The 13,019-nt window shown below is 58.8% G+C and carries 14 protein-coding genes; 3 read left to right on the top strand and 11 right to left on the bottom strand.

The genetic code is table 11. From position 1 onward, the window contains the following. Nucleotides 1-12 precede the first annotated feature (12 nt). From BMZ67_RS07535 to flhA, 6 genes are all read right to left on the bottom strand, one after another. Entirely contained in the window at nucleotides 13-798 is a 786-nt protein-coding gene (locus BMZ67_RS07535; RefSeq protein WP_092021332.1) for a protein phosphatase CheZ, read from the bottom strand. A gap of 21 nt (nucleotides 799-819) precedes the next feature. Further along, nucleotides 820-1,203 (bottom strand): chemotaxis response regulator CheY, encoded by a 384-nt coding sequence (gene cheY, locus BMZ67_RS07530; RefSeq protein ID WP_092021331.1) that lies wholly within the window; start codon nucleotides 1,201-1,203, stop codon nucleotides 820-822. A gap of 172 nt (nucleotides 1,204-1,375) precedes the next feature. Next, a complete protein-coding gene (locus tag BMZ67_RS07525) occupies nucleotides 1,376-2,104 on the bottom strand; it encodes an RNA polymerase sigma factor FliA (protein ID WP_425434234.1) in 729 nt (242 codons plus the stop codon). Between the two features lie 48 nt (nucleotides 2,105-2,152). Beyond that, entirely contained in the window at nucleotides 2,153-2,965 is an 813-nt protein-coding gene (locus tag BMZ67_RS07520; RefSeq protein WP_092021330.1) for a MinD/ParA family ATP-binding protein, read from the bottom strand. A 108-nt stretch (nucleotides 2,966-3,073) separates the two neighbouring features. After that, nucleotides 3,074-4,354 (bottom strand): flagellar biosynthesis GTPase FlhF, encoded by a 1,281-nt coding sequence (gene flhF / locus BMZ67_RS07515; protein ID WP_092022099.1) that lies wholly within the window; start codon nucleotides 4,352-4,354, stop codon nucleotides 3,074-3,076. Nucleotides 4,355-4,421: 67 nt separating this feature from the next. After that, nucleotides 4,422-6,593 (bottom strand): flagellar biosynthesis protein FlhA, encoded by a 2,172-nt coding sequence (gene flhA, locus BMZ67_RS07510; protein WP_092021329.1) that lies wholly within the window; start codon nucleotides 6,591-6,593, stop codon nucleotides 4,422-4,424. A 207-nt stretch (nucleotides 6,594-6,800) separates the two neighbouring features. On the opposite strand from flhA, the gene upp reads away from it, so the two are divergent. Genes upp through BMZ67_RS07495 form a run of 3 tightly spaced genes read left to right on the top strand, consistent with a single transcriptional unit; the run spans nucleotide 6,801 to nucleotide 9,539 of the window. Beyond that, on the top strand, nucleotides 6,801-7,439 hold the full coding sequence (gene upp, locus BMZ67_RS07505; RefSeq protein WP_092021328.1) for a uracil phosphoribosyltransferase: 639 nt from the start codon (nucleotides 6,801-6,803) through the stop codon (nucleotides 7,437-7,439). 2 nt (nucleotides 7,440-7,441) lie between these two features. After that, nucleotides 7,442-8,698: a uracil-xanthine permease family protein gene (locus tag BMZ67_RS07500; protein ID WP_092021327.1), complete on the top strand. Its 1,257-nt coding sequence runs from the start codon at nucleotides 7,442-7,444 to the stop codon at nucleotides 8,696-8,698. Further along, a complete protein-coding gene (locus BMZ67_RS07495) occupies nucleotides 8,679-9,539 on the top strand; it encodes a class I SAM-dependent methyltransferase (protein ID WP_092021326.1) in 861 nt (286 codons plus the stop codon). The genes BMZ67_RS07500 and BMZ67_RS07495 overlap by 20 nt, the downstream gene beginning before the upstream one ends. 38 nt (nucleotides 9,540-9,577) lie before the next feature. Here BMZ67_RS07495 and flhB read toward each other — a convergent pair whose 3' ends face one another. From flhB to fliO, 5 genes are read right to left on the bottom strand one after another with little or no spacing between them, the layout of a single operon-like run. After that, nucleotides 9,578-10,714 (bottom strand): flagellar biosynthesis protein FlhB, encoded by a 1,137-nt coding sequence (flhB, locus tag BMZ67_RS07490; protein WP_092021325.1) that lies wholly within the window; start codon nucleotides 10,712-10,714, stop codon nucleotides 9,578-9,580. An 11-nt stretch (nucleotides 10,715-10,725) separates the two neighbouring features. Beyond that, nucleotides 10,726-11,511 carry a flagellar biosynthetic protein FliR gene (gene fliR / locus BMZ67_RS07485; RefSeq protein ID WP_092021324.1) on the bottom strand — a complete coding sequence of 262 codons (786 nt, stop codon included), beginning with the start codon at nucleotides 11,509-11,511 and terminating at the stop codon, nucleotides 10,726-10,728. A gap of 8 nt (nucleotides 11,512-11,519) precedes the next feature. Continuing rightward, the gene (gene fliQ, locus BMZ67_RS07480) at nucleotides 11,520-11,789 is read right to left on the bottom strand and encodes a flagellar biosynthesis protein FliQ (RefSeq protein WP_092021323.1); all 270 of its coding nucleotides are present in this window, start codon (nucleotides 11,787-11,789) and stop codon (nucleotides 11,520-11,522) included. A 30-nt stretch (nucleotides 11,790-11,819) separates the two neighbouring features. Continuing rightward, complete coding sequence (gene fliP / locus BMZ67_RS07475) at nucleotides 11,820-12,569, bottom strand: flagellar type III secretion system pore protein FliP (RefSeq protein ID WP_092021322.1); 750 nt, start codon at nucleotides 12,567-12,569, stop codon at nucleotides 11,820-11,822. Next, entirely contained in the window at nucleotides 12,566-13,018 is a 453-nt protein-coding gene (gene fliO / locus BMZ67_RS07470; protein ID WP_092021321.1) for a flagellar biosynthetic protein FliO, read from the bottom strand. Before fliO ends, fliP begins: the two co-directional genes overlap by 4 nt. Between the last annotated feature and the right edge of the window lies 1 nt (nucleotide 13,019).

Below are 13,019 nucleotides of genomic sequence, written 5' to 3'. Positions count from 1 at the left end.
CACTACCCTCTTTTAGAACCCGAGACTGGATAACAGGTCATCTACATCGTCCTGCCCAGAAACCACATCCGCCCGCTCTGCGGCTTTCATCTGCGGGCCGTGCCCCTTGTCCGGAGATTCTTCCTGGACCTCGAGTTCATGCACGGTTCCCGTCAGCTGGTCGACATGGCTGGCCATAACCACCAGGTTCAGCAAGTGATCTTCCACTTCCTTCACCAGCGTCGTCACTTTCTGGATAACCTGCCCGGTCAGATCCTGAAAGTCCTGTGCCAACAGGATTTCGGAAAGGTTGCCGTAAATGGTGTCGGCTTCCTCTGCCAGACTGACGAAGAAGCTGTCGAGACGCCCATAAAGGTCACGAAACTCCTCGGGTGCCATCTCTCGCCGACGCAGACGCAGCCAATCATCCCGGAAGGCGCTGGCCTGATCTTTGAGAGCCATGGCCTTGGGCATGGTTTCCTCCACCAGGTCCATTGTCCGGTTCGCTGCCTTGCCGGTCATCTGGACAACGTACTCCAGCCGGTCGGAGGCGTCGGTCATTTTCGACAGGGCTTCCTGCTGCTCGGCATTCCGGGGGTCAATCTGGAAATTGCGGATAGCTTCGTGAAGGCTTCGGGTCAGGCGACCAACTTCACGATAAAGGCTCTGATCCCGAACGTCGCCGAGATCACTGATCAGGCTCATGGCACGGGCATAGTTTCCCGCGTTGACCTGCTCCATAAGTTCTGAAGCCTGGCTCCGAAGCTTTTCAATGGCTTCCGGGTCGAGGCCTGTATGGTCTTCGTTGTTGTTGCTCATGGGAGCTCTTCCGACCCGGTGTTACTGAATTCGTTCGAAGATTTTCTCGATCTTTTCTTTGAGTACCGCTGCGGTAAACGGTTTTACCACATAGCCGTTCACGCCGGCCTGAGCCGCAGCGACAATCTGATCTCGCTTGGCCTCAGCCGTTACCATCAGTACGGGAAGAGTTTTGAGGTTGTCATCGGCTCGCACGTGCTTGAGCAGCTCGATACCGGTCATTCCCGGCATGTTCCAGTCGGTCACCAGAAAATCGTACTTGCCACTTTTCAGCATCGGCAAGGCCGTGTTGCCGTCGTCGGCCTCGTCGGTATTGGTGAAACCGAGATCGCGCAGCAGGTTCTTGATGATCCGTCGCATTGTGGAAAAGTCATCCACAATCAGGATTTTCATGTTTTTGTCCAATGGGACCTCCAGTTAATAACACCCGGCATTCAGGGGTTGGGATCCGGCAACAGGCCAGGCACTCCAAGCCCTGTTCAGATTCTAGCAGGCTGACGGGAATACACCCTGTATTGTGTTGTGTTTCACTGACTTGTAAAGCGCCTGTTACCAAAAGCTACACAGAGGGTACGGATCAGTGCCCGTTATCGCTCATCTGCCATTCTGACAACCTTGCCCGCAGCCTCATAGCGGCCTGACTGTGAATCTGGCTCACCCGGCTCTCGCTAACGTCCAGAACAGCCCCGATTTCCTTGAGGTTGAGTTCTTCCTGATAGTACAGACTCAGCACCAGTTTTTCGCGCTCCGGCAGTTCGTCAATGGCCTGCGCAAGATTCGTGCGAAACGCATGGGACGTAATCCCCTGAAGCGGGTTGTCTGAGCCATCTGACTCTTCCAGCGGTGCTTCTCCGGACTCAGTGAGCTCGTCCAGACTGAACAGCCGACCACTGCTGGCATCGCTCAGGCAGGCGTGATACTCGCCCAGGGTCATGCCCAGCTCATCAGCCACTTCAGTGTCCTGGGCTTCCCGCCCCTCCCGGCTCTCGACGACACGGATCGCTTCGGATACCCGCCGGGCATTACGGTGAACTGACCGGGGAACCCAGTCCCCCTTGCGGATTTCGTCGACAATGGCACCGCGAATGCGGATACCGGCGTAGGTTTCAAAAGACGCGCCCTTGTTGGCCTGATATTTCTGGGCAGCCTCAAGCAACCCAATCATGCCCGCCTGCATCAGGTCGTCCAACTGGACCGAGTCCGGCAGCCTGGCCAGCAGGTGCAGCGCTATTTTTTTGACCAGCGGGGCGTGAGTCTCGACAAGCTCGTGGGCTTGCGTGGCTGCCGTTCGCTGATAGATCCCCAGGTTTCTAGCCAATATTCTGCAACCAGGTTAACGGTGAAGGGATAATGCTCAGGCCTCAACAAGCCGTTCAACAAAAAATTCCAGGTGTCCCCGGGGCGAGGAGGGAAGCGGCCATTGATCGACCTGATCGGCCAGCGCCTTGATCGCCAGCGACGCCTTGGCTCGCGGGTACGCATCCAGCACCGCACGCTGCCGTTGCACCGCTTTTTTGACGGCTTCGTCGTAAGGCACCATGCCCGTATATTGTAGCGCGACGTCAAGGAAGCGCTCAGTGACCCGGGTCAGTTTATTGAACAGGTGACGACCCTCCTGTTCATTGCGAACCTGGTTGGCGAGAATCCGAAAACGGTTCACGCCATAGTCCCGGTTCATCAGTTTGATCAGGGCGTAGGCATCGGTAATGGAGGTTGGCTCATCGCAGACCACCAACAGCAGTTCCTGTGATGCCCGCAGGAAGCTGACAACCGACTCGGAAATGCCGGCTGCGGTATCGACAATCAGCACATCAATCTGGTCACCCAGCTCACTGAATACGTTGATCAGCCCGGCGTGTTCCATGGCTGAAAGCTGGGTCATTTTCTGGGTGCCTGACGAGGCCGGCACGATCTTGATACCACCCGGCCCATCCACCAGCACATCCCGGATGTCACACTCACCGGCCAAGACATCGGCAAGGTTGCGATTGGCGGTAAGCCCCAGCAAGACGTCGATGTTGGCGAGGCCAAGATCCGCATCAAGCAGAACGACCCTGCGCCCCTTCTGGGCCAGAGCGATCCCCAGGTTAACCGAGACATTGCTTTTGCCGACACCACCCTTGCCGCCGGAAACCGCAATTACCTGAACCGGATGTGCTTTGCTCATACTGACGTCTGTCTCTTGCCGATAGAATTCAGGGAAACCACGGCACGGCCCCCTTGGGAGTTATTGTTTATCGTTGAACCCCGCGGTTCAAGCACTTGCAGGGTTCTATCAGGCACCTTCCGCCACATACTCGGAGGCCCGCACCTGCTTCAGCCGTTCTACGGCCTTGCGCACCAGCGGCGCTGCTTCAGCGTGATGCAGGTCATCGGGTATTTTCTGGCCATCGGTATAGTAAGCCACCGGCAACCCGGTCTCCATAGCAAACCCGAGCGACTCGCCCAGGGTGATCGCCTCGTCCAGCTTGGTGATGACACAACCTGCAAGCTCAGCCATCTTATAGCAATGCCAGACCGATTTCATAATGCGCGGCTGGCTGGTTGCAGGCACGACGAGATGTGGCTTGATCGGGTGCCGGCTCCGGGCCAGCTCCCCCAGCTGCTGTTGGTAGCCCTTATCGCTCGGCGTCAGGCCTGCTGTATCAATCAGCACCAGGTGACGGTCGGACAGCTCGTCGAGCAGATCATCCAAGGAATGGCTCTCATCCACCACCCTCACCGGTACATTGAGGATACGACCGAACACGAACAGCTGTTCATGGGCAGCCACCCGGAACCGATCCGTAGTGACCAGAGCCAGACTGTCAGGGCCATGGCGAAGTGCATACTGTGCCGCCAGCTTACCAATGGTGGTGGTTTTGCCGGACCCGGTTGGTCCCACCAGAGCATAAACCCCGCCCCGATCGAGCCATTCCGTGCGAGCCGTTTTCAGACCAGCTGCCAGAGTTTTCAGGGCGTGCTTCCAACCATCTTCCAGCCGGCCCTTTCCGTGACTTTTCGCCAGGGCCGACGCCAGGGTTTGGCTCAAGCCAAAGTCCAGCAAACGCTCGACCAACCGCTGCTGAACAGGGTTGATCGAGGCAACTGAGCCTGCTTCAACGGCCGGGGCCTGCTGCCCCTGGACCAGATCCCTCAACGATGCGATCTCAGCCCGCATGATTGCCAGTTCGTCGGCACCACCGTTTTGGTGATACGGGGTGGCGGCCACGGAAGAAGCGTCGCTCGCCATAGTATCGGGCTGGAAACCTGACCCCATCGCCGCACGCTTCTCCCGAACCTCGGCAATGCGGGTTCTGGAGCGGCTCAGTTCATCCTCCAGGCGCCGGTGCTGCTCGGCCTGAAGTTCCGCCAGCCGGGAGCTATTGGTGGCAGCCATCGCACTCTCACCCAGACGCTGACGCGCCATGTTTTCGTCGTAGTCCAGCGCGGTCACGATCTCAACCCCGTCATCCACCCGCCGGTTGGAAAGAATGACCGCATCCGGGCCAAGCTCGATGCGCACCATTTTCAGGGCTTCAGCCATCGTTGGCGCGAAAAAGCGTTTCACCTTCATATCCATTCCTCCCCTTCCAGCCCGGTGAGTGTCGGAATTCCGTCACCGGCTGTCATCGTGCCGCTGGCTACTGGCCAACGGATGCCACTATTGTTATCTGTTTGTTGTCCGGTACTTCCTGGTAGGAAAGCACATGGAGGCGCTCAACCCCGTAACTTGCAAAACGGGCAAGCACCGGACGCAGCGGCCCGGACACCAGCAGGATTGCGGGCTTTCCGAGCATTTCCTGGCGCTGCACACTTTCCTGCAGGGAGCGCTGTAGCTTCTCGACCATGCTGGGCTCAAGGACCAGACCGATGTCATCGCCACCGCCAGTTTGCTGACTCTGTTGCAAGGACTTAAGCAACAACTGTTCCAAGTCGGGATCCAGGGTAATGACCGGGATCTCTGGCTCGTTGCCACAAATGCTCTGGACAATCATCCGCCGGAGGGCCTGACGGGCGACCGTGGTGAGTACTTTCGGATCCTGGCTGCGGGGGTGGAGATTAACAATCGCTTCCGCGATCGAGCGCATGTCCCTTACCGGCACTTCTTCAAGCAGCAGGCTTTGCAGCACTTTCAAAAGAATGCTGATGGATACGGTCGTGGGCACCAGCTCTTCCGCCAGTTTGGGCGACATTTTCTCCAGCTGCTCAAGCCACTTCTGCACTTCTTCATGACCCAACAGTTCATGGGCGTGCTTCTGCAGCACCTGATTAAGGTGTGTGGCCACCACCGTGCTGGCATCAACCACGGTGTAGCCCAGGGTCTGCGCCTGATCTTTCTTGCTTTCTTCGATCCAGCAGGCATCCAGACCAAACGCGGGGTCCTTGCCCTCAATCCCTTCCACCTTGCCAAAAACCTGGCCCGGGTCGATGGCCAGCTCACGATCCGGGTGGATTTCGGCTTCGGCAATCGTGACACCCATCAGGGTGATGCGATACATGTTCGGCATCAGGTCGAGGTTGTCGCGAATGTGAACCGACGGCATAAGGAAGCCAAGATCCTGGGACAGCTTCTTGCGAACGCCCTTTATCCGGGTCAGCAACTGCCCGCCCTGGCTCTTGTCCACTAACGGGATCAGACGGTAGCCCACTTCCAGGCCAACCACATCCACCGTTGAGACGTCGTCCCAACCCAGCTCCCGGGTTTCTGCAGGTGCCGGTAACGTCTGGTCTGGCCGCAGCCCACCCTGGGGGCCAAGGTCCGGTCGCGTCACACCGCCAGCGGCAGGACCTCCCCTGGCCGGGAAGACACCACCCTCCTCAACGGTCTGACGCTCTCGCTGCCAGATAAAATAGGCTGTGGCCGCTGCGATGGCACCAAGGCCCAGAAACGCCACATGTGGCATCCCCGGAATCAGACCCAGCAGGATCAGTATGCCTGCCGCGATGGACAAGGCCTTGGGTGCGCTGAACATCTGGTGAAGGATCTGCCCGCCCATGTCCTGGGAGGAGGTTACCCGGGTAACCATGATAGCGGCAGAGGTGGACAGCAACAGCGACGGGATTTGCGCCACCAGCCCGTCACCAATGGTGAGCAGGGCGTAGTTCTGCATCGCGGTTGTAAAGTCCAGGTTGTGCTGCAGCATTCCGATGGTCACACCACCGATGATGTTGATGGCCAGGATCAGCAGACCGGCCACCGCATCCCCTTTGACGAACTTGCTGGCCCCGTCCATGGACCCGTAGAAATCCGCTTCCTGAGCGATCTCCGAACGCCGGGCCTTGGCCTCGTCCTGATTGATCAGCCCGGCGTTGAGGTCGGCATCAATGGCCATCTGCTTGCCAGGCATGGCATCCAGGGTGAAACGGGCGCTGACCTCGGAAACCCGCCCCGCACCTTTGGTCACCACCATGAAATTGATGATCATCAGGATCGCGAAGACCACCAGGCCCACTGCATAGTTGCCGCCGATCAACACCTCCCCGAAGGACTCGATCACCTTACCGGCGGCATCGCCCCCCTCGTGGCCATTGAGCAGCACTATTCGGGTGGAGGCCACGTTCAGCGCCAGGCGCAGCAGCGTTGCCACCAGCAACACAGTCGGGAAAGAGGCAAACTCCATCGGGCGGAGCGCGTACACACACACCAGCAGGATCACGATGGACAAGGTGATGTTGAAGGTGAACAACACATCGAGCATGAACGTGGGCATGGGCAGGATCATCATACCCAGCAGCGCCATCAGCATGATGGGAATCCCCAGATTCCCCCGCGTCAGAGATTTGACATTGTTCAGGACTAAAGCTCGGTCCATACCCGGAATTTCCCCACTGAAGGCGTCGCCTGCGCATCAGGCCTGCCGATATTCTGACGAGATAACGTCACGCACGATGGGTAACCGCAATATCCGTACCACTCCTTACGTTTAATCGAAAACCCTTGCCTGACGCCTCGGGCAAGATCAGTTATTCTTCACCCAACCTGTCCATTTAAACGACTTACTGACTGAAAAGGTGATCCCATGCCCATCCACGAGGTGAAACACCCCCTGATCCGCCACAAACTCGGACTGATGCGCCGTGCTGATATCAGCACCAAGAACTTCCGTGAACTGGCTCAGGAAGTCGCAGCCCTGCTGACCTATGAGGCCACCCAGGATTTCGCCCTGGAAGAGGCCACCATTAACGGCTGGGCTGGTCCGGTCACCATCGAGAAGATTACCGGCAAGAAGGTCACCATCGTGCCAATTCTGCGCGCCGGTCTGGGCATGCTGGACGGCGTTCTGAGCCTGATTCCCAGCGCCAAAGTCAGTGTTGTTGGCCAGGTCCGGAACGAGGAAACCCTGGAAGCAAGCACCTACCTGGAAAAGCTGGTGGGAGAGCTGGATCAGCGTATGGCCATGATCATTGACCCGATGCTGGCCACCGGCGGCTCACTGATTTCAACCATTGATCTGCTCAAGCAGGCGGGCAGCACGGAAATCCGGGCCCTGGTGCTGGTTGCCGCGCCAGAAGGCATCGAGAAAGTCCTTGAAGCACACCCGGACGTGTCCATCTATACGGCCTCAATTGATCAGCGCCTGAACGAGAAAGGCTATATCCTGCCTGGACTGGGGGATGCCGGGGACAAGATCTTCGGCACCAAGCAAAAGGACAACTGAGCATGCAGGACACCACCAACACCGCGGTATGGCGCCAGGCCCTGGCCGGCTCCCAGATGCTTCTGGTTGCCTTTGGCGCGCTGGTGCTGATGCCGCTGATTACCGGCATGGATCCCAATGTCGCCCTGTTCACAGCGGGCCTCGGCACCCTGATTTTCCACATTGTGACCGGCGGCCAGATTCCTATCTTCCTGGCCTCATCCTTTGCGTTTATCGCCCCGATCCAGTCGGCGACGGCCAAGTTCGGGATGGCGCAGACCCTGGGTGGCCTGGTTGCGGCTGGTGTGCTCTACATCATCCTCAGTGGACTGATCCGTCTGCGGGGCACAGGCTTCCTCCACCGCCTGTTGCCACCCGTGGTGATCGGGCCGGTGATCATGGTCATCGGCCTCAGCCTGGCACCAGTGGCTGTCCACATGGCATCAGGACGCTCCGGCGACGGCAGTCTCGAACTGGTCGCCTATGACACCGCTATCGCTATTGCCATGATCTCGCTGATTGTCACGGTGGTGGCGGCGGTCTGGGCCAAAGGCATTTTCCGGCTTATCCCCATCCTGTTCGGGGTAGTCACCGGCTATGTTCTGTCCGTGCTCGCCGGGATCGTGGATTTCTCCGCCATTGCAGCGGCACCCTGGTTTGCCGTCCCCAGTTTCGTTGCCCCGGAGTTCGGCTGGTCTGCCATTCTGTTCATGGTGCCGGTAGCCATCGCACCGGCCATCGAGCACATTGGTGACATCCTTGCCATTGGCAACGTGACCGGCAAGAACTACCTGAGCAAACCCGGCCTGCACCGTACCCTGCTGGGTGACGGCCTGGCCACCAGCTCGGCCGCGCTGCTTGGCGGCCCGCCAAACACCACCTATTCGGAAGTGACCGGGGCCGTCATGTTGACCCGGAACTTCAACCCCAGAGTTATGATCTGGGCCGCTTTGATTGCCATCACGCTTGCCTTCATCGGCAAATTTGGAGCTGCCCTGCAGTCCATTCCGGTGCCAGTCATGGGCGGCATTCTGTGCCTGCTGTTCGGCTCCATCGCCGTGGTAGGCCTTAACACCCTGATCCGCCATCGGGTGGATTTGTCGGAAGCCCGGAACCTGGTGATCGTTGCTGTCACCCTGGTGTTTGGTATCGGTGGAATGGTGCTTGGCCACATGGAAGGCATTGCCCTCTGTGCGGTTGTCGCCATTGCACTGAACCTGGTGCTGCCCGGCGACAGGGAAGCCTGGGGAAAAGCCATCCATGAGCACGAAACTCGCTGACAGCTCCGGCATCAGCTTTACCGCACTTTATACCGGTGCCGTCTGGCACCGGAACGGACTCTCGGACAGCAGTCTGGTCACGCCACAGGGACAGTGGCTCTACACCTTAATGAGCCCTTTTGAGGCCGTCAGCAAGACCATTGCCGGCGGCAACCTGAGAACCTTCCTGCTCCAGCGCCACCTGATCATCGACCACCTGATTGAACAAGCCATCGTCCAACGTGGGGTTCACCAGGTGCTGGAAATCGCCTGCGGTCTGTCCCCCCGCGGCCTCCACCTCCGCCAACGCCACCCCCACCTGCATATGGTGGAAGCCGACCTCCCGGACATGGCCGCCCGTAAAGCGGCCAAACTGGCCAGCACCGGCTACCTGGGTCCCCATCACCAGGTAACCCCCATCGATATTCTTGCGGATGACGGAGAGCTGTCGCTGGAAGCCGTGCTGGAGCGGGTGCTGGATGACGGACCAGTGATGGTGGTGACGGAAGGACTGACCAACTATTTTTCGCTGGAGGTCATCAGCGGCTTCTGGAAACGCCTGGCCCAGGCACTCGCCAAGCGTCCAGGCTCAGGCTACCTGTTTGACAGCTACCTGATGCCGGAACAACCGGTGTTGAAAGGGGGAATCCACACACTGAGCAAGGTTCTGGGCGGCATGACCCACAGCCAGGTCTCGTTCCATTTCGACGACGACCACCAGGCCTGTGAGCACCTTCACCGCCTGGGCTTCACCCAGCCCCGGGTACACAACCCCCGCACCTACTACGGAACCCTGCCGATACCTCGGAGTCGCAATAACCCGCTGGTGCGGGTCGTGGAAGCCGGCTTTGCCAACCCATAACGGCCTCGCGATCCGGGTTTAGATATCCTGACCTGGAGTTAGACGTCCCGTCGCAGGTCATTGGGAATGGGGAATTCCGGCATACCGGGTTTGGCGCCCTGGCCACGACGGAACTGGCGAAGCTGGAACAGGTAAGCAAGTACCTGGGCGACCGCCATGTAGAGGCCGTCCGGAATTTCGCCGCCAATCTCGGTGTTGTGGTAGACCGCCCGCGTCAAAGGAGGCGTACGCAGGACCTCCACCTTGTGCTCGCGGGCGATCTCCATGATTTTGAACGCAATCTCGTCGGCACCCTTGGCGACCACAATGGGCGCCGCCATGGATTTCTGGTCGTACTTCAACGCCACCGCGTAGTGGGTCGGGTTGGTAATCACCACATCCGCTTCGGGGACATCCTGCATCATTCGGCGCTGTGCCATTTCCCGCTGCAACTGGCGAATCCGCCCCTTGACCTCAGGTTTACCCTCGGTGTCCTTGAACTCGTCCTTGACCTCCTGCTTGGTCATCCGCAGTTTCTTTTGGTGGTCATAGATCTGATAAGGCACATCAATGGCGGCAATGATGATGGTGGCGCAGGACAGCAGCAGGAACGTCCACCCCAACGTCCACAGCACGTGTTTCATCGCGGGAACGGCTGGTTCGTCCGCTATGCTCAGCAGGTCGTCGGTGCGCAGATTCAGAATGACCAGCGCGAGTGCCATCACCAGGGCAACCTTGGCGATGCCTTTGACCAACTCCACCACCGAACGCAGCGAGAACATACGCTTGAGCCCCTTGATGGGGTTCATCCGGTCAAATTTGGGGGTAATGGCCTTACCACTGAAGAGCAGGCCGCCAATACCGATCGAACCGATGATCGCGGCCACCATCAGTACCAACAGCAAGGGAGCCACGGCCAGAGAGGCTTCCCCGGCGGCGTCGATCAGGTGCAGGCTCATCTGGCGGGGGTCGAACACCGTTTCCCGGTCCAGGGAAAAACTGTTGCGCATCACATCGGCAAAGGCCTTGCCCAGACTGGTACCAAACACCAGCAACCCGCCAGCACCGGCCATCAGCACGGCCATGGTCGCCAGTTCGCGGGAGCGGGCGGTCTGCCCCTCCTCCCGAGCCTTCTCAAGTCGTCGGGGGGTGGCCTCTTCCGTTTTTTCCTGGCTGTTGTCGTTTTCTTCGGCCATATCCGCTTACCTCAGGGCTGCCCCTGCAACTGGCGCATGAATTCGAAGGTTTCTTCAGTGTACTGCTGGAAATGGGGCACAAAATTGCCCTGCAGAACCCAAATGGCAAACAGGCCAAACATCAGGGCAATAGGGAAGCCCAGGGCAAAAATGTTCATCTGGGGCGCAGCCCGGGTCATGACACCGAAGGAAATGGTCACAATCAGCACCGCCGTGACCGCCGGCAGCGCCAGCAGCATAGCGGCGACAAAGATCCAGCTGATCCGGTGAGCGAGCGCCCAGACCCCGCCCTGCCCCAGCCCCTCAAGGCCGATGGGAATGGTACGGAAACTCTCAACGAACACTTCAAAGGCCACCAAGTGCCCATTCATCGCCAGATACAACAAGGTGATTGTTATCGTATAGAGTTGAGACAGGACCGGAACCGATACCCCATTGGCGGGATCGTTCATGGATGCGAAGCCCAGTCCCATCTGCATGGCGATCATCTGCCCGGCCACCACAAACACCTGGAACAGCGCCGTCAGCGCAAACCCCATCCCCACACCGATCAGGATCTGCTGGAGGGTAATTACCACCGCGTCCGCACTCAGGGCTTCCACTTGTGGCACTTCGCCCACCCACGGAACCACAAGGATGGTGAGCAGCAGCGCCAGCCCCAAACGAACACGGGCCGGCACCAGTTGGGTACCAATAACAGGAATGACCATCATGAAGCTGGCGATGCGGAACAGCGGCCACAGGTGCTGCCCTACCCACTGGCCAATCTGGTCTTCACCTAAGCCAACCGGAACCATGACTGGGCCTAGCCGATCAAGTAGGGAATGTTGGAGATCAGGCCATGGGCATGGTCGATCAACTGGGTCAGCATCCACGGCCCGGCAAAAATAATCACCAACAGTGTGATGATCAGCCGCGGCAGAAAGCTCAGGGTTTGCTCGTTGATCTGGGTGGCCGCCTGGAAGGTGCTGACCACAAGCCCCACCACCAGGCCGGGGCCAATAATTACCCCTGACAGCATGACGATTATCCAGAGCGCATCGCGCATGATGTCGGTAACGACCTCAGGTGTCATGACGCTGCCCCCTCCCGATGAGTCACCGGGCTAAATCCCATAACTGGCGGCCAGGGTACCCATGATCAGGGCCCAGCCATCCACCAGCACAAACAGCATGATCTTGAATGGCAGTGAAATGATGATCGGCGACAGCATCATCATACCCATGGCCATCAGTACGCTGGCCACCACCATGTCGATAATCAGGAACGGTATAAACAGGATAAAGCCAATCTGGAACGCGGTTTTCAGCTCGCTGGTTACGAACGCCGGCATCAATACCCAGAACGATACGTCCTCCGCGGTTTCGTACTGGACATCAGCAATGCGCATGAACAGCATGAGGTCGTCTTCCCGGGTCTGTGCCAGCATGAATTCCCGGAATGGCACACTGGCGCGTTCAACCGCCTCCAATGAGGTGATCTCCTCACTCATGTAAGGCTGGAGCGCAACCCGGTTGGCCTCCTCAAACACCGGCTTCATGATAAAGATGGTCAGAAACAACGCCAGGCCAAGGAGGATCTGGTTGGACGGCGTCGCCTGCAAGCCCAACGCCTGCCGCAAGATGGCAAACACGACGATGATGCGGGTGAACGAGGTCATCATCATCAGCATCGCCGGCAGGAACGTCAACGCGGTCATGAGGGCAAGGATCTGCAGGGTAACGGTGTACTCCTGAGTACCTTCAGCCTCTCCCGGCGTGACCGTTATTGCCGGAATGCCAGGAACCTCCGCCAACGCCGAAGGCAGGTACAGGGCCAGAACCAGGCCTGATAAGGCAACCAAGAAACGCTTCAAGACGGGTCTCCCCCGGAAGTTGCTCCCCCTTTCCACGACCGGCCAATCATCCCTTGCAAGCGACGTGCAAAATCGCTGGAGGCCAGCTCCTCAGGGCTGGCAACGGGTTCGTCAAACACATGAAGGGTGCGAATGGTCGAAGGGGTGATACCAAGCAGAATCTGCTTGCCGCCAACGTCGATCAGGGCAATCCGTTCGCGGGTGCCCAGGTTCATGACGGCCACAACTTTCATTAGCTGGCTGTTCATGCCAGCGATCCCGCTCATGCGGCGCACCAGCCAGGCACAGCCAAAAATCAGCGCGATCACCACCACCAACCCAAGCCCCAGACTCGCCAGGCTACCCGCTGGGCTGGATACCGGGGATGGTGACTGCGAGACCTCTTCTGCCGCCTGCACCAGCGCTGGCAGCATCAGGGCGACACCAATAAGCCCCTGCACGCGAACCATG

This window comes from Marinobacter zhejiangensis (genome assembly GCF_900114775.1).
Taxonomy (GTDB): Bacteria; Pseudomonadota; Gammaproteobacteria; order Pseudomonadales; family Oleiphilaceae; genus Marinobacter; species Marinobacter zhejiangensis.
Note: the sequence above shows the minus strand (reverse complement) of the source record. Positions and strands in the feature narration are given on the sequence as shown.